This is a genomic window from Pedomonas sp. (assembly GCF_036515995.1).
GTDB lineage: Bacteria > Pseudomonadota > Alphaproteobacteria > Sphingomonadales > Sphingomonadaceae > Pedomonas.
In genome coordinates, this window is the sequence record NZ_DATBUP010000200.1 from 1 (window position 1) to 17,633 (window position 17,633).

General features: G+C 67.6%; 11 protein-coding genes. 5 read left to right on the plus strand and 6 right to left on the minus strand.

The genetic code is table 11. The features are described from left to right. Both VIG90_RS14795 and VIG90_RS14800 read right to left on the minus strand, forming a co-directional pair. A partial coding sequence (locus VIG90_RS14795) for a heavy metal translocating P-type ATPase (protein WP_331594288.1) occupies nt 1-2,358 on the minus strand: 2,358 nt, incomplete at its 3' end. Between the two features lie 799 nt (nt 2,359-3,157). Further along, a complete protein-coding gene (locus VIG90_RS14800) occupies nt 3,158-5,011 on the minus strand; it encodes an ATP-binding cassette domain-containing protein (protein ID WP_331594289.1) in 1,854 nt (617 codons plus the stop codon). A 577-nt stretch (nt 5,012-5,588) separates the two neighbouring features. On the opposite strand from VIG90_RS14800, the gene VIG90_RS14805 reads away from it, so the two are divergent. Further along, the gene (locus VIG90_RS14805; RefSeq protein ID WP_331594290.1) at nt 5,589-6,869 is read left to right on the plus strand and encodes an EAL domain-containing response regulator; all 1,281 of its coding nucleotides are present in this window, start codon (nt 5,589-5,591) and stop codon (nt 6,867-6,869) included. Between the two features lie 27 nt (nt 6,870-6,896). Here the strand turns inward: VIG90_RS14805 and VIG90_RS14810 are convergent, their stop codons facing one another. Further along, complete coding sequence (locus tag VIG90_RS14810) at nt 6,897-7,808, minus strand: thymidylate synthase (protein WP_331594291.1); 912 nt, start codon at nt 7,806-7,808, stop codon at nt 6,897-6,899. Nucleotides 7,809-8,011: 203 nt separating this feature from the next. Between VIG90_RS14810 and VIG90_RS14815 the strand changes: the two genes are divergently transcribed. From VIG90_RS14815 to VIG90_RS14825, 3 genes are all read left to right on the plus strand, one after another. After that, a complete protein-coding gene (locus tag VIG90_RS14815) occupies nt 8,012-9,463 on the plus strand; it encodes a glycosyltransferase (protein ID WP_331594292.1) in 1,452 nt (483 codons plus the stop codon). A 9-nt stretch (nt 9,464-9,472) separates the two neighbouring features. Then, nucleotides 9,473-9,877: a hypothetical protein gene (locus tag VIG90_RS14820; protein WP_331594293.1), complete on the plus strand. Its 405-nt coding sequence runs from the start codon at nt 9,473-9,475 to the stop codon at nt 9,875-9,877. Nucleotides 9,878-9,989: 112 nt separating this feature from the next. Beyond that, the gene (locus VIG90_RS14825) at nt 9,990-10,625 is read left to right on the plus strand and encodes an RcnB family protein (RefSeq protein WP_331594294.1); all 636 of its coding nucleotides are present in this window, start codon (nt 9,990-9,992) and stop codon (nt 10,623-10,625) included. A 177-nt stretch (nt 10,626-10,802) separates the two neighbouring features. Here the strand turns inward: VIG90_RS14825 and pepN are convergent, their stop codons facing one another. Then, nucleotides 10,803-13,439 carry an aminopeptidase N gene (gene pepN / locus VIG90_RS14830; RefSeq protein WP_331594295.1) on the minus strand — a complete coding sequence of 879 codons (2,637 nt, stop codon included), beginning with the start codon at nt 13,437-13,439 and terminating at the stop codon, nt 10,803-10,805. 339 nt (nt 13,440-13,778) lie between these two features. Here pepN and VIG90_RS14835 point away from each other — a divergent pair, with 339 nt between their 5' ends. After that, nucleotides 13,779-14,648, plus strand: a complete 870-nt coding sequence (locus VIG90_RS14835; protein WP_331594296.1) for an SDR family oxidoreductase — start codon at nt 13,779-13,781, stop codon at nt 14,646-14,648. Nucleotides 14,649-14,711: 63 nt separating this feature from the next. Here the strand turns inward: VIG90_RS14835 and VIG90_RS14840 are convergent, their stop codons facing one another. Together VIG90_RS14840 and VIG90_RS14845 are read right to left on the minus strand one after the other, a co-directional pair. Beyond that, entirely contained in the window at nt 14,712-16,466 is a 1,755-nt protein-coding gene (locus VIG90_RS14840) for a methyl-accepting chemotaxis protein (RefSeq protein WP_331594297.1), read from the minus strand. Nucleotides 16,467-16,606: 140 nt separating this feature from the next. Beyond that, complete coding sequence (locus VIG90_RS14845; protein ID WP_331594298.1) at nt 16,607-17,485, minus strand: DMT family transporter; 879 nt, start codon at nt 17,483-17,485, stop codon at nt 16,607-16,609. Nucleotides 17,486-17,633 lie beyond the last annotated feature (148 nt).

Sequence of the window (17,633 nt, forward strand, 5' to 3'; positions counted from 1 at the left end):
CAGCCGCTGGTTGCCGAGGCGCAGCTCGCGCCCGTCCCCCCGGCCGGAGACGCCCCGCCCCACCAGCGCCCGCACGGCGTCCGCCTTCAGGTCGGCAAGGCCGCGCTCCTCGGCGGCCGTCACCACCGCGCGGGCCAGCGGATGTTCGCTGCCGCGCTGCACCGCGCCTGCCAGCCGCAGCACATGGGCCTCGTCCGCGCCGTCGGCCGCGATCAGCGCCACCACGGCGGGCTTGCCTTCCGTCAAGGTGCCGGTCTTGTCGAACAGCACCGTGTCCACCCGGTGCGCCACTTCCAGCGCTTCGGCGTCCTTGATGAGCACGCCCGCCCGCGCCGCCCGGCCCGTGCCCACCATCACCGCCGCCGGGGTCGCAAGGCCCAGCGCGCAGGGGCAGGCAATCACCAGCACGGCAACCGCGTTCAGCACCGCCGCTTCCGTGCCCGCCCCGGCAATCAGCCAGCCGATGAGCGTTGCCGCCGCCACCACCAGCACCACCGGCACGAAGACGGCGCTCACCTTGTCCACCATGCGCTGCACCGGGGCCTTGGCGCCCTGCGCCTCTTCCACCAGCCGCACCACGCGGGAGAGCATGGTCTCCGCGCCCGTGGCGGTCACCTGCACGATCACCCGGCCCTCGCCGTTGATCGCGCCGCCCGCCACCTTCGCGCCCAGCGGCTTTTCCACCGGCAGGCTCTCGCCCGTCAGCAGGCTTTCATCCGCCGTGGTGTGGCCGTCCGCAATCAGGCCATCCACCGGGAAGCGCTCGCCGGGCAGCACCTCTACCCGGTCGCCCACGCCAACCTGCTCAACCGGCACGTCGGCCACCTGACCATCCGCCGCCACCCGCCGCGCCGTTGCGGGGCGCAGGGCGGCCAGCGCCCGAATGGCCGCGCCCGCCTGCCGCTTGGCCCGGCCTTCCAGCCATTTGCCCAGCAGCACCAGCGCAATAACCACGGCCGAGGCCTCGAAGTAGAGGTGCGCGTTATGTCCTTCCACCAGCAGGTGATAGACGCTCAGCCCCCACGCCGCCGTGGTGCCGATGGCCACCAGCAGGTCCATGTTCCCGGTGCCCGCCCGGGCCGCCTTCCAGCCTGCCCGGTAGAACCGCGCGCCGAGCCAGAACTGCACGAGGCTGGCCAGCACCAGCTGCACCCAGCCGTTCAACATCCAGTGAATGCCGAAGGGTTGCAGCAGCATGGGCAGCACCATCGGCGCGGCCAGCACGAGGGCCAGCGCCGCATGCCAGCCTTCCCGCCGCACGGCCGCCTGCCTGACCGCATCGCGTGACGCCTCGGCCCGCACCGCGTCTTCCACCTGCGCCTGCACGCTTGCCCGGTAGCCCGCCTCATCGACCGCCGCCACCAGAGCAGAGGCCGCCACGCCCCGGCGCACCGTCACCTGCGCCGTCTCGGCGGCAAGGTTCACCGTCGCCTGCATCACGCCGGGCACGGCCTTCAGCGCCCGCTCCACCCGGCCCACGCAGGAGGCGCAGGTCATGCCCTCGATGCTCAGGTGAATGGAGTGAGTGCCCGCCCTGCCGGCCGCCCCTGCCGCCGGCAGCACGGCGCGGTAGCCCGCGCGCTCCACCGCCCTGGCCAGCGCGCCCGCCAGCGAGGCGCTCGAAACTCCGGCCGCTGCGGTCACCTTCGCCGACTCGGTGGCGAAGTTCACGGCGGCATCCTGCACGCCCGGCACCGCTTTCAGCGCCGTCTCGATGCTGCTGGCGCAGGACGCGCAGGTCATGCCCTCGATCTCGAACGTCAGCGTCTGCGCGGGCTCCGCCACTGGCGGTTCCGCCGGAGCGGCATCAGCCGGGCCAGCATCCACCAGCTCAGCATCCACCAAGCCTGCATCCGCCTTCGCGCTCTCGACCATATCCACCCGATAACCCAGGGCCGCCACCGCCGCCACCAGCGCTCCCGGTACCAGAGCCGAACCCTTCACGCTGGCCGCCTTGCCCGGCAGGTCGACCGTCACATCCATGACGCCCGGTACCGCCCGCAGCGCTGCTTCCACCTTGCGGGCGCAGCCACCGCAGGTCATCCCGTCGATGTGCAGATGAAGGGTTTCCGCCTCCGTCTCGGCAACGCTGACCGTGTAGCCAAGCTGGCGCACCGCCGCGGCCGCGGCCTCGGCATCGAACCCCGCGCCCGAAGCCCCGGAGCCCTTTACCATCGCCGCCTTGCCCGGCAGGTCGACCGAAGCGTCCATGACGCCCGGCACCGCCTTCAGCGCGGCCTCCACCTTGCGGGCGCAGCCGCCGCAGGTCATGCCGTCCACAGTCAGCCGCACCGCCCGCACCAGCGCGCCGCCGCTTCCTTGCGTTTCCGCCGTTTCGCCTGCTTCAAACCTGGCCATCGCCCGCTCCCTGCGCTGATACGCTGTGACTCTCATCTGGAAGACTGGCCTCACCATCCACCCTCACATCATGTCAGAGTCAAGCGCGGCGATGACCGTCGTAATTCCTTCACTTCAACGCACCACCCGACCGCGCCGCCACACTCCTTGTCCTCCACACCCGAAGTCCCCACGCCCTCGTCCACACGCCCCGGCACCCGTCCCGGCACTTGGTTCTCGGCGCTTGGGTCCGGCACTCAACACCCGACATCCCGCGACCGGCATCCAGCATCCGGCCTCCCGCACCCGGTGCCCAGCACTCAGCAGCCGACATCACCCAGCCGCTCCCAGCCCCAGCCTTCAGCCTTCAGCCTTCAGCCCTCAGCCAAAGGCATCCATCCTCCCCACCCCCTCCGCCCGCCAAAAAAGGCTGGCAAAGTGTCACGGCAGTCCGGAGAAATTTCTGATTTGATTTTGTTTTTGCAGAACGGACGCCCAGCCAGCCCAGCCAGCCAACCAACGCGCCGCCCCCACCGAGCCGCCAGCCTTCCCCATCAGGCCAATCCACCCGGCAAAGTGTCATGTCCGACACTTATGCGCCGGAATTAACGCCCCCGCCCCCTTCGCCGCCCCGGCCCCGGCCGCGCACGGCCCGCAAACGAACGGAGAGGAAGCGAGACGCGTCCCCCTTCACACACCACACATCAATGTCCCGAAAACCCGGCGCGCCGTAGCCACAGCTCTCCACCGTGCCTGAACCCTACCAGACTAGCGTCACGATAGTCAAGCGAAAAACCTATTTCCGATCGTTTTTACCCAGTCACTCCGCCGCCGCGCCCTTCCGGTGGCCGCGCTGCTGGGCGGCCCACAGCTCGGCGTAGGCCCCGCCGCTGGCCAGCAGCCCGGCGTGGGTGCCGGTCTCGATCACCCGCCCGTGCTCCAGCACCACGATCTGGTCGGCGTGCACCACGGTCGAGAGCCGGTGCGCGATGATGAGCGTGGTGGTCCCGCGCGAGACTTCCATCAGGTTGCGCAGGATTTCCCGTTCGGTCCGGGTGTCCAGCGCCGAGGTCGCCTCGTCGAAGATGAAGATGCGCGGCCGCCGCAGGATGGCGCGGGCGATGGCGATGCGCTGGCGCTCGCCGCCCGAGAGCTTCACGCCCCGCTCGCCGACGATGGTGCCGTAGCCGTCCGGCTGGCGCAGGATGAAGTCGTGGATGCGGGCCGCCTTCGCCGCCGCCTCGATCTCGCCCGGAGAGCAGCCCGGCCGCCCCAGCCCGATGTTGAAGGACAGCGTCTGGTTGAACAGCACCGTGTCCTGCGGCACCACCGCCACCAGCGAGCGCAGGGCCTCCAGCGGCAGGGTGGAGATGTCGACGCCATCCAGCAGGATGCGCCCTCCGTCCGGCTCCACCAGCCGGGCGAGCAGCCGCACGAGGGAGGACTTGCCCGCCCCGCTGCCGCCCACGATGCCCACGGTCCGCCCCGGCTCCACGCTGAAGCTCACGTCCGCCAGCGTCTGCCGGTCCGGGCCGTAGGCGAAGGAGACCTTCTCGAACGTCAGCGCCCCGCCGCCCTCCGGCGCGCGCAGGCGGGCGGGCGCGCCCTTGCGGAAGGACACCACGTCCTCGGTCGGCTCGGCCATCAGGCCCACCATCTTCTGGGTGAAGCTGACGCCGTAGATCATCTGCGAGAACGCCATGCCCAGCGTCTCCAGCGGCTTCACGATCTGGAGCATGTAGGCGTTGATGAGCACAAAATCGCCCACGGTCATCTGGCCGCCGCGAACCTGCGCCAGCGCCGCCACCAGCGCCGCGCCGAACGAAAGCACGAAGGTGGCCGCCACCATCGCGCCGTTCTCGGCCTTGCGGCGGTAGTACAGCCCCCACACGTCCTCGGCGCTGGCCAGCACGCCGTCGTAGCGTTGCTGGGTCAGGTTTTCCGCCGTGCAGAACTTCACGGTTTCGTAGTTGAGCATGGTGTCGGTCAGAATCGCGTAGGCCTCCACCTCCGCCGAGGACACCTTGTCGCCCGCATCGGCCAGCCGCGCCGCGCCGATGAGGAACACCACGATGTAAACCACCGAGGCGAGCGCCAGAATCAGCATGAACTGCGGCGGGTAGAGCGTGGCCAGCACCCACACCGAAAGGCCGATCTGGAACAGCACCGGCGCGATCGAGAGCACCAGCTGCTGGAGAATGAGCCGGTAGCCGACCAGCGCGTTGGAGAGGATCTGGCTGACGCCCCCGGTCTGCCGGTTCAGGTGGAAGCGCAGCGGCAGGCGCAGAATGTGATCCAGAATCCGCCCGCTCATGGAGCGGCGCAGCCGCTGGTCCGCCTTGCCGTTCAGGAGCGCCTGGATTTCCGCTACCACCGAGGCCATGGCCTGCGAGATCACGTACAGCACCACCAGCGCCAGCGGCCCCAGCCATGCGCCCAGCTCCGCCAGCATCGGCGGCGTGGTGCCGGATGCGCCGCCATCGCCCGTCAGGCTGTCCACCAGCAGCTTCAGCAGCACGGGCGAGACGCTGGCCGCCGCCGCCCCCAGCAGCACGAAGGCCGCCGCCAGCACGAACAGCAGCTTCACCCGCGCGTCCGCCACCTCCCAGGCGAAGGCGAGCGCCTGCTTCATCGTGCCGAGATTGTCCCTGAGCAAACGGCCCATGCCGCGCATGTCTTGCTCCCCAGCCCTCGCCGGGGCGAGCGCCTCGCCCCGTTTGTCGCTGCGCCCGGCGGCGCGACTCTGCGACTGGCACCCGACTCAGCCTGCCAGCGCCGCGCCAGTCTAGGCGGCGGCGGCCGACGTCTTCGTTTTATATTCCGGTTATTTTGGTGCTCGCCCCTGGCAGGCTGCTCTCAAGGAGGCGTTTGCAAATTTTTATGGCATATATTCTGCCCTAAAGCACATTTTGCCTAATATTTAATCACTGTTTTTTATTGCACGTTATTTGAGCATCGGCTATAAAAACTCTCGTAGCGTCTTTCGCACTGAAGGCGCCGCATCTCCCCTCCCGGTTGTCGGCACCCGCCGGAAACCGGACAAGACACACCTTAACCGCCGCTTCGCCTGTCACCTCCCCGACACTCGAAGCGGCGGATTTTTTTTGCCCATTCGCTCAACACCCCGGCAGGAGAGGCGAACAGAGCCCCGCCCCGGGAACGCGGCACCGCCTTGTTCGCTGGTATGTACGGCTGCCACGCCCGCCGCATTGGTGGCGCGTGGCTTTTGCCAATGGAAGAGTTGCCGCTGCATGGGTTGGTTCCCACACGAATCGAAAGCAATCGACATGACCGGCGCGCCTTCGTCCAACGGGGCGAACCCTGCATCGCCGGAGGCGGCGCTTTTACAGCCCAAAGCCCGACAGCAGTCCCATCGTATCCTGATCGTGGATGACGACCCCGATATCTGCGAGGAGATCTCCAGCCTGCTCTCGGATCTGGGCCACGAAGTCCGCACCCTGACCGACCCCCATCTTCTGGAATCGATGCCGGGCTTTCAGCCGGAGATCATGATTCTCGACCTCGGCATGCCGACGCGGGACGGCTTCCAGATCATCGACACCCTGCCGGCCCATTTTCCCAAAACCCAGCTCATCATCGCCAGCGGTCATGATGCCCGCATCCTGAATGCCGCCGCCCGCCGCGCCCAGAGCCGGGGCATTCACGTTCTCGGCACGCTGCGCAAGCCCTACACCCCCGGCACGCTTCTCCAGCTGCTTCACGTCTATGCACCGGACCGGCCGGCCGCGCCCCCTCCTCCTCGCCCCGGCGCATCGCCCCCGGCCGTCCTGCTCACCGACCTGCTGGACCCCGGCAATCTGGAGCCCTCCATCGCCGTCGCCTATCAGGAGAAGCGCGACCTCCTCACCGAGGAGGTTCGCGGCTACGAAGCCCTGCTGCGCAGCAGGGTGCCGGGCTACGCCAACCCGGAGCTGTTCTTCCAGCACAACATTCCGCTCGATCTCCAGATCGCCATCACCCGGGTGATCATCCACAACGTGCTCCTCACCGCCTGCTCCCTGCAGGGAGGCGAGGACCGCCGTCTCATCTCGGTCAACTGCACGCCGGACATCCTCGTCCATCCCGCCTTCATGCAGGGGGTGGAGCAGCTGCTCGCAGACCGGCCCGATGTCATCGAAACCCTCAGCATCGAGATCACCGAGCACAACACGCTGGAATCCGCTGATGACATCATCGCTGCGGCCGGTCGGCTGTCCGTGCGCGGCTTCCAGATCGCGCTGGACGACTTCGGTATCGGCATCAACAACTTCGACTCGCTGCTCAACCTGCACTGCGAGGAAGTGAAGATGGACAAGAAGATCTTCTGGCAGTTCTTCGCCGACCGCTCGTCCGACAGCATCGCCCGCGAAGTCATCAACTTCTGCCACGCCAGCGGCGTGCGGGTGACCATCGAGGGGATCGAGACGCAGGAACACCGGGCCTACGCCGCCGAGCTCGGCGCGGATTACGGCCAGGGCTTTCTCTGGGGCCGGCCCGCCATCCTGCCGCCGCCGGGCAGACCCACCGCCTGATCCTGAAACCGGAAGGACGCTCCCGCTCTAGACGGCGACCGGCGCGCGCAGCGGCGGATGCGGATCATAGCCCTCCACCGCGAAGTCCTCGAACGCATAGCCGTCGATACTGTCCGGCTTGCGCAGGATCTTCAGCCTCGGGAAGGCGCGCGGCGCGCGGGTCATCTGCTCGCGGGCCTGCTCCTCCGCGTTGCTGTAAAGGTGCACGTCCCCGCCGAACCACACGAGATTGCCCACGTCCAGATCGCACTGCTGGGCCAGCATGTGGGTCAGGAGCGCCGCCTCGAACAGGTTGAACGGCACGCCCAGGAAAATGTCCGCCGAGCGCTGGTGGAGCGCGCAGCTGAGGCGCGGCGCGCCGCCGTCGGCGCCGCTGCTCACGTGGAACTGGTAGGTCATGTGGCAGGGCGGCAGCGCCATGCCCGCCAACTCGCCCACGTTCCAGCCGGTGAACAGCAGCCGGCGGCTCGCCGGATTGGTGCGAATGTCCCGGATCAGCGTGGCGATCTGGTCATGCTCGCGCCCGTCCGGCCCCTGCCAGCGCCGCCATTGCTTGCCGTACACCGGGCCGAGGTCGCCCCACTGCGCCGCGAACGCCTCGTCTTCCACGATCCGCTTCTCGAAGTCGGCCTGGGAAATCTCCTCGCCCGTCTCCTTCCGGTACGTGGCCAGCGGCCAGTCGGTCCAGATCTTCACGCCCTGCGCCACCAGCGGGCGAATGTTGGTGCCCCCGGTCAGGAACCACAGCATCTCGCGCACGGCGGGCTTCCAGAACACCTGCTTGGTGGTCAGCAGCGGCACGCCCTTGGCAAGATCGAAGCGCAGCACCTCGCCGAACAGGCTGCGGGTGCCCACGCCCGTGCGGTCCATGCGCCGGTCCCCGTCTTCCAGCAGCCGCCGCAGAAGGTCGAGATACTGGTGCTCGGGGTGAATGGTCATGGTGCGCCTGCTCCGCCATGGGTCTTCTGGAGGTCGTTACATCGGGCTTAAAGGGGCCACCCCGAACGATCAAGCCATTCGCGACAGCACGGCAATGAACCCGCCAAACCTTAGCCATATACGACTACGCCCGCGTTGAGAGCAGCCGCGAATCAACCTTATAAAAATTTCAATAACCATAACCGTGCCAAAACGGAGGTCGCATGACCGCGCTCTGGGCCGCAGACAGCGCCGCTCCCTGGGTGGATGCCTTTGCCATCTATCTGGCTCTGCTGAAGCAGCTTGTCCCTGTCGCTGCGCTTGGCGTCCTCCTCTCCTGCCTCGATGATCTCGCCATCGACATGCTCCATGGCCTCTACCGGATGCGCGACCGGCTCTGGAGGCTGGCGCACGGCACCTCGCCTGTCCTGACGGCGGAAGACATGGCCGCAACGCCGGCGGACTGGATCGCCGTTTTCGTCCCCGCCCTGCGGGAGGCGGACGTGATCGGCTCCATGCTGGGCAACGCGGTCCGCGCGCTGCACTACCCCCGCTATCGCATTCTCGTCGGCACCTGCCCGGATGATCCCGAGACGCAGGCGGCCGTGCGCGCCGTGGCGGCGGCGGACCGGCGGGTGCTGTGCATCGTCGCAGACCGCCCGAGCAGCGCCAGCAGCAAGGCCGCCAGCCTCAACATGCTGTATCGGGCCATGCTCGATCTGGAGGCGCGCGGCCATCCGCCCTTCAAGGCCGTGGTGCTGCACGATGCCGGAGACGTGCTCCACCCGCTCGAACTCCACGTGTTCAACTGGCACATCCCGCACAAGGCGCTGGTGCAGCTTCCGGTCCTGCCGCTGCGGCACGAGACGCAGCGCTGGTGGCAGGGCTGGTCGGCGCACACCTGTCTGGAGGAGTTCGCCGTTGCCCACGCACGGGACATGATGGTGCGCAACTGGCTGGAGGCCAGCCTGCCGAGCACGGGCATCGGCTGCGGCTTCTCCCGTCCCGCGCTGGCCGCCCTCGCCCGGCAGAACGACGGCCTGCCCTTCCGCACCACCTCGAGATCACTGGCGTACGACCTCGGCATGAGCCTCGGTCTTCGGCGCTTCCCGGCGCTCATGGCCCGCGTGCCTGCCTCCCGGTACGATCCCGAGTGCGTCGCCACCCGCTGCCTGTTGCCCGGCCGGTTCACGGCCCTGGTTCGCCAGCGCAGCCGCTGGCTGCGCGGCACCGCGCTTGACGGCTGGCGGCGCTTCGGCTGGCCCGATCGCCCCGCTGACCGCTACATGCTGCTGCGGGACCGCAAGGCCCTGCCCTGCGCGTTTCTCAACCTGGTCGCCCTCGCGCTTGCCATGCAACTCGTCCTGCTGGCCGCCTGCGCCCGGCTGCCGTCGTGGCCGGACCTGCCGCCCCTCGTCGAGCCCGGCGGCGTCACGGCCCACCTGCTTGCCCTCACCTGTGCCCTGCTGGTGTGGCGTACCGTGCGGCGGGCCTGCATCACCGCCCGCTGCTTCGGCCTGCGGGAAGGGCTGGCCTGCGTGCCCCGCAGCATCGCCGCCATCTTCCTTCATGCCGCCGCCGCATCCCTGGCGCTGGTGGATGACCTGCGGGAGAAGGCAACCCGGCGGCCCGCCCTGCGGCGCAAGACCGTCCCCACCTGTCCCGTCCCGAAGTGAGGCGCGCCCATGCTGTTCCGCACTCCCGGTCGCACGTCTCTGGTCGGGCTCGCCCTCGCAGTCCTGCTCGCCCTCCACTTGCGCCCCGCCTTTGAAGCGGATGCCGCGGCCTTTCGTGCCGCCCTGTCCCCGCCGGTACCGGATACCTTGAAGGCCAGGACCATCTCCCCAGTCGCCTCCGAATCGGCCGACCCGTTTGAATCCCTCACGCCCGAACCCGCCTACGCCCGCCTCGGCGCGGCCGTTCTGTCGCTGGTCTATCGCGTCGAGCCTGACGAGGAGCCGTTGCTGCCGGAAGCAGCTCCGCCCGGCGCGGTGGAGGAAGCCGCCCACCGGCCCGGGTCTCGCCCGCACGGGGCCGATGCCGAGGCCGCCCTCAACAACGCCGCCTTCACCGCCGATGCCGGATCCTGAGCGGCGGCCATCCGCAGGTCCGCCCGTCGTTCAGCCTGCCTTCATCTGCATCTTGTAACCGTAACGGCATGTTACGGCGCCTCAGCCGAAACGGGAAAAGGCTTAAAGCGTGATGAAGTCCTCTTCTATGACCCGGATGTTCGGCCTTGGCGCCATAGCGGTCATGCTCGCCACCACGTTGCCCGTGCTGGCGGAACCCGGCCGGGGCGGCCCGCCGGCCCACGCCCAGCAGGGCAAGGCAGACGGCAAGCAGGGCGGTAACGCTCACGGAAACGGCAAGCAGGGCAACGGCAAGCAGCAGGCGGGAAAGCCCGCCGAGCGCGGCCCCGATCGCACCGCCCACGAGCGTGACAACCGGGGTCATGACGGCCGAAATCACGACAGCCGGAATCACGATCGCCACGCCACGGCTGATCGCAGCTACTGGGACAGCCACCCGGTCGCCTGGGATCGCTCTCACCGGGACGTGATCGTCCGGTATTATGACAGCCACCGCGTGAGCTGCCCTCCGGGCCTGATCGAAACCCGCACCGGCTGCCTGCCACGCGGTCAGGCCAAGAAGCGTTACACGATCGGCCAGCCGCTGCCGCGCACGGTTATCATCGAAACCCTGCCTTATGACCTGTACCGCCAGTTGCCGCCGCCACCGCACGGCTACATCTACCGCCGGGTTGATGGGGACGTGCTGTTGATCGCAGAGGCAACCAAGAAGGTGATCGACGCCATCGTCCTGTTCTCGGCCCTCTGAACGGGTGCCGGGCAGGACTGAGCGTCCTGTCAAAACCCGCTCGACTCCCTCCTGTTGCGTTCGCTTCTCTGGCGACCTGCCACACGCCAGAGCAAAGCGCCGGTCAGAACCCTCTGACCGGCGCTTTCCATTTCAGCCCGGCATTTCCGCCCGCCAGTTCAGCCGGACGAGCCCGCGTCAGCCAAGGCTCTTGGACACCATCTCGTACACATCCTTGGAAAGGCCGGAGACGCCTAGAATCCGCTCCAGCTGCTCGCGCATCAGGGCGGCTCTGCTCTGGTCGAACCGCTGCCAGCGCCCCAGCGGGGCCACCAGCCGCGCGGCGGTCTGCGGGTTCAGCTTGTCCACCGCCAGCACCTGATCGGCCAGAAAGCGGTAGCCGCCGCCGTTGGCCGCATGGAAGCGCACCTGATTCATGCTGAACGCGCCCACCAGCGAGCGCAGGCGGTTCGGATTGGTCAGCTTGAAGGCCGGGTGCCGCGCCAGCTGCGCCACCCGCTCCAGCGCGTCGGGATGGATCGAGAGCGCCTGCAAGGTGAACCACTTGTCGATCACCAGCGCGTCATGCGCCCAGTCGTCATAGAACCGCTGCAGGGCCTCTTCCCGCTCAGGCGCTTCCGAGTTCACCAGCGAGCCCAGCGCCACGATGCGGTCCGTCATGTTGTCCGCGCCCCGGAACTGGGCCACGCATGCCGCTACCGCCTCGGCTGCCGTCCCTTCCGGCTGCTCCTCGTCCTCCACCATCAGGTATTGCAGGGCGATGTTCTTCAGCCGCCGCCGCGCCTTGGCCTCCGGCGTGAAGGCATAGGTCGCGTCGGTCATCTGGCGGTACACGTCCCACCACAGCGGGCGCAGCAAGCTCACCAGCGTCTTGCGGAAGTGCTGGCGCACGGCATGAATGCCGTCCACGTCCACGATCGCCATCTGGTCGCCCACATAGGCCTCGGTCGGCAGGTTCACCGCCTCGGCGGCCAGTGCCGGGTCCAGTTCGCCGCTGAGCGCCTCGCGCAGAACGGCCTCCACCGTCTCCACCAGCACGGGGGCGACCGTCACCGGCTTGCCCGCCGCATGGGCGTTCACCTGCTCCAGCATCAGATCGAGGCCCAGCCGCTGCATCGCCTCGTAGCGGGCGAACGGGTCGTCGTCATGCCGGGCCAGGAACGCCAGGTCCGAGCGGTCCATCGGGGCCTTCAGCACCACCGGGGCCGAGAAGCCGCGCAGCAGAGACGGCACCGGCCGCTCCGCCACGTTCTCGAACACAACGGTTTCCTCGATCTGGCGCAGTTCCACCAGCCGGTCGCCGGTCAGGTTCCGGCCGGACTGCGCGCCGAACAGCGCCACCCGCAGCGGAATGTGCATGGGCTTCTTGTGCATCTGCCCCGGCGTGTCGGGCGCGGTCTGCTTCACCCGCAGCGTTGCCGTCCGGCTCGCCTCGTCATAGTCCAGCCGCGCATCCAGCCGCGGCGTGCCCGCCTGTGAATACCACAGCTTGAACTGGCTCAGGTCCACTCCGCCCGCGTCCTCCATGGCCGCCACGAAATCGTCGCAGGTCACCGCCTGCCCGTCGTGCCGGCTGAAGTAGAGGTCGCACCCGGCGCGGAACTTCTCCTCGCCCAGCAGCGTCGCCATCATGCGGATCAGCTCCGCGCCCTTGTTGTAGACCGTCGCGGTGTAGAAGTTCGAAATCTCGATGTAGCTGTCCGGCCGCACCGGATGGGCCAGCGGCCCCGAATCCTCCGGGAACTGCCCGGCGCGCAGGGTCCGCACGTCCTCGATGCGCTTCAGCGCCCGCGAGCCGTGGTCGGCGGAGAACTCCTGGTCCCGGTAAACCGTCAGGCCTTCCTTCAGGCTCAGCTGGAACCAGTCCCGGCAGGTGACGCGGTTGCCGGTCCAGTTGTGGAAATACTCGTGGGCGATCACGCTCTCCACCGCGTCGAAGTCCATGTCCGTCGCGGTTTCCTGCCGCGCCAGCACATACTTCGAGTTGAAGATGTTCAGGCCCTTGTTCTCCATCGCGCCGAAGTTGAAGTCGCCCACCGCCACGATGTTGAACACGTCGAGGTCATACTCGCGGCCATACTGCTCCTCGTCCCAGCGCATGGACTTCTTCAGCGCTTCCATGGCGTGGGCGCAGCGGTCGAGGTCCGACTCCTTCACCCAGATGTGGAGCTGCACGTCCCTGCCGGAAGCCGTCGTGAAGCTGTCGGAGAATGGCTTCAGGTCGCCCGCGACCAGCGCGAACAGGTACGCGGACTTGGGGAACGGGTCATCCCACGCCGCCCAGTGGCGACCGTCGGCCAGATCGCCGCTGCCCGACGGGTTGCCGTTGGAGAGCAGCACCGGGAACCGCGCCTTGTCGGCGCGCATCACCGTGCGGTAGCGGCTCATCACGTCCGGCCGGTCGAGGAAGTAGGTGATGCGCCGGAAGCCTTCCGCCTCGCACTGGGTGCAGAACATGCCGCCAGACATGTACAGGCCCATCAGCTGCGTGTTGGACGCCGGGCTCACCTGCGTGACGATCTCGATCTCGGCCCGGCTGCCCTTCAGCGGGATCGCCAGCTGCTCACGGCTCACGCGATACCCCTGCGGCTCCAGCACCTTGCCGTCCACCGCCACCGAGACCAGCTTCATGTCCCGCCCGTCCAGCACCAGCGGCTGCTTGTGGCTGCCGTTGCGCACCGCCGTGAACCGGCTGGTCACGCGCGTCTGCGTGTCGTCCAGGTCGAACTCCAGATGGATCTCGGGGATCAAGAAGCGGGGCGGCTGATAATCCTTGAGCAGAATCGCCTGGGGCGTGGACTGGGTATCAAGCATGGTAGAAACCGCCTTCACTGGTAGCCGCTCCGGGAGCGGGCAAGGGATCTTTATAAGCTTTCCTAGTCTCGATATTGGTGCTCCGGCCAGAACGGCAAGCTCGTGTTTGGCGAGGCCCCGGAATACCCGTCACCCCACCCGTTTCCGTTTCCCCTCCGGCACGGGCCGATCCGCAAGAAACCGATCCGCTCCAATCTCTTGGCGGCGATTGTGCGGGCCGCGGGAATATATGCAACGACCAAATCTCTGAGGGCCGTTTTCGCCTCCGGCAGACCTTCCCGGATCGGCGTGCCGAGGCCCCTTTGCCCAAACCGGTCAGGTCGGGTTATGGAGTTGACCATGGACACCCAGCGCTGCCTCATCTTCGGCCTTGGCTACACCGCCAGCCGCCTTGCCGCCCGCCTCGCCGCCGAAGGCTGGCAGGTCACCGGCACCCGCCGCACGCCCGAGCCCGTGCCCGGCCTCACGGAGGCTATCGAGGTTCTGGCGTTCGATGACCCTGCGGTTGCAGACCGGCTGGCCGCAGCTGACGCCATTCTCTCCTCCGTCCCGCCGGACGACGATCCCGCCCAGCCGGACCCGGTGCTGCGCGCGTACGGCCCGGCGCTGGCCGCGGCGCAGGCCCGCTGGATCGGCTACCTGTCCTCCACCGGCGTTTATGGAGACGCGGCGGGCGGCTGGGTGGATGAAACGACGCCGCTCGGCGAGGGTCGCCGCTCCGCCCGGCGGGAAGCAGACCTTGGCTGGCAGGCGCTGGCCCGGAAAGCGGCCGCCCCGGTGCATATCTTCCGCCTGCCCGGCATCTACGGCCCCGGCCGCTCGGCGCTTGATCGGGTGCGCGAAGGCAAGGCCCACCGCATAGACCTGCCGGACCATGTGTTCTGCCGCATTCATGTGGATGACATCGTCGGCGCGGTGCTCGCCTCGCTCGCCCGGCCAGACGCGTCGCAGGAGGCCGCCGTTTACAACGTGGCGGATGATGAGCCCGCCTCCGGCAGCGCAGTGACGGAATACGCCTGCGATCTTCTGGGCATGCCCTACCCGCCGCTGCAAACGCTGGAGGAAGCGGGCCTGTCGCCCATGGCGCGCAGCTTTTACAGCCAGAGCCGGCGGGTGAGGAACGAGCGGCTCAAGGACCGCCTCGGCTACACCCTGCTCTACCCCACCTACCGCGAGGGACTGCGCGCCTGCCTCGCCGCAGAGACGTAAAAAGGAAAAGGCCGGAGACGCACCCGCGCCCCCGGCCTTGCTGCTTGCATCAGGCGTGCTGGCTCAGGCCGCGCGCACCTGCCTGAGGAACGCGTCCACGCCCTGCCGCAGCGCCTCGGTTTCCTGTGACAGGCTGAGCGAGGCCGAGCGCACGTCCTGCGCCGCGCGGGCGGTTGAGCCCGCAGCGTCGGTCACGCCGCGAATGTTCTGTGCCACCTGCTCGGTGCCGCCCGCCGCGTGCTGCACGTTGCGGGCGATTTCCTGCATGGTTGCGTTCTGCTCTTCCATGGCCGTTGCAATGACGGCCGAAATCTCGGTCATCCTGCTGATGGTCGCGCCCATGCGATCGAGGGCGACAGCCGAGCTGTTCGCCTCCGTCTGCATGGCTTCCACCTTGCCGGTGATTTCCTTCGTCGCCTGCGCCACCTGATCGGCCAGCTGCTTGACCTCGCTGGCCACCACCGCGAAGCCGCGTCCGCTCTCGCCGGCACGCGCCGCCTCGATGGTCGCGTTCAGCGCCAGCAGGTTGGTCTGCTCGGCGATGCTGCCGATGATGCCGACGATCTGCGCCACCTGCGTGGATACCGAGACGAGGCTCCGCATCTTCTGCGTGGTCTCGTCCGCCTCGACCGACACCTGATCGACCACATCCTTGGCATTCATGATCTGACGGGAAATCTCCTCGATGGAGGCCGTCATTTCCTCGGTTGCCGCCGCCACCATCTGCACGTTGGCCGAAGCCTGTGCGGAAGCCGTGTCCACGGCCTGCGTCCGCAGGTTGGTATCCTCCACCGCGTGGTTCATCAGGTCGGCCGTGCTCAGCAGATGACGGCCCGACTCGGCAACGGTGGCGAGCGAGCGCGCGGTCTGCTGCTCGAAGGCTTCAACCAGGGCGCTCAGCTGCCGGGCGCGCGCTTCCTGATGGCGCGCCTCCTCCAGCTGGCGCTGCTGCTCGGCCAGATTCTGCGCCTGCAATGCCGCCTGCTCTTCCATGAGGCGCTTCTGCTCCGCCATGGAGGCCGCCTGCTGTTCCTGCAGGGCATTGCGCTCGATAGTGGCGGTGCGGAAGGTGGCAACGGTGCGCGCCATCGCGCCGATCTCGTCGGACCGCTCGGTCATCGCCACCTCGATGGAGGTATCGCCCCTGGCCAGCCGCTCCATCGCGGTTTCCAGTTCATGCAGCGGGCGCACGACGCCACGGTTGGTGATCCGCAGCGCCAGAAACACGGCAATGCCAAGGCCGATAAGCCCGCCAAGAACAATGATCAGTTCAGACCGTTCACGGATGCGATCCTCTTCCGCCTCCAGGCGCTTAAATTCTTCGTGCTTGAACGCATCGAACTCGTCAGTCGCCTCCGATGCCGCCCGCTCCGCCGGGCGCACCTGCGTGCGCACCCGGTCAAACAGCTGGTTGGCGTCCAGTTCGCCCGTCAGTCTTTGAATGGCGGAAAGTTCGGAAACGACCGTCAGTTGCAGATCTGCATAATTAGCGCCAAGGCGCTCCCGGTCCGCGTCGCTCAGCATGGCCAGCAGCCGATCCACTTCCGTCCGCATGGCAGGCAGGCGCTCCGTGAGCTTGTCAGTGATGATGCGGCGCTCCGCCTCATCCGGCTCGAAGATCAGGTTGTGCGTGTCGCGCTGCAAGGAGCGGCTGAGCGAGCGTATTTCCGAGATGGTGTAAAGCTGAGCCTGAACGGCTTCCCGCTCCGCGACCACCCGGTTGATGGCGGAGAGAACCCACAGGCTGCTCGCCAGCAGCCCGATGCAAACCACCGCCAGAATGGCAATGGGACCAAACAACTTCTTGGAAATCGACATGCACGCAACCTCACTCAGGGGTAAGGTTCGGATTACTGCCGATCAGTTAACCATTAATTGATGAGCTTTATCGGCTGGCCGCAAATTCGCCGGAACAGACGAATTCGCGCCCCTTGCCCGCACCTCTTGCCGACGTCTTGCTACTTCTTGCCCCGGCTGGCCACGGCCACCACCGTGCCCGCAATCGCCAGCGCCGCGCCCGCGATTTCCGGAATGCCCCACTTGTATCCCTCGAACAGGGTCGAGAGCGCCAGCGCCACCACGGGAATGAGCACGCTGCTGTACGCCGCCTTCGACACGCCCCAGGCGCGGATGGTCTGGTAATAGAGGTGGAAGGCGATGACCGAGCCCGGAATCGCCAGATACACAAGCCCGCCCAGATAGCTCGCCTCATGGCTCAACACCGGCGGGCCGACCATGAAGATGGCGTAGATCGCCGTCGCCGCCGCCCCGTAGGCCATGGCCCAGGCGTTCATGGTGTAGATCGAGATCTTGCGCAGAGTCTGGGAAGCCGGGAACAGGTTGCCGGTGGATGCCGCCAGCAGGCCGGCGAAGCACAGCGCCAGCCCCTTCACGCCCTGATTGTGCCAGTCGAAATCGGTGATCTGCGAGGAGAACAGCAGGCCGATGCCCGCAACGCCCATGGCCGCGCCGATGAGCAGCGAGCGCGTGAACTTCTGCTTGTACACGATGCGCGCGAGAATGGGGTTCGTCACCACCATCATGGCAAAGGCCACCGCCACCAGTCCCGAGGCGATGTACTTCTCCGCCTCATAGACGAACAGGTAGTTGATGGAGAACTGGAACAGGCCCAGCGCCACCAGGAACACGTGCTGGCCGGGCGTCACCTTCAGTTGCTCGCGCTTGGCGATGCAGATGATCCACAGCACGCTTGCTGCAATGATGTAACGGTAGGTCACCGACCAGGCGGCCGGAACGTCCACGATCTGCGTGGTAATGGCGAGCCAGGTGCTGCCCCAGATCAGAACAATCGTCGAAAACGCAAGCCACGCAGGCATGCCACTCCCCCTCAAACCACCGCCACCGGCCGCAAACACGGCCGGGGCCAGCAAAATTCGGCCGTCAGGTCCGACTGTCGGGGCCCGGCCCGGTTGCCCGGGCCGGATATTACACCGGCAGGTTCTGAAGCGCGGCGGCCAGCGCCTC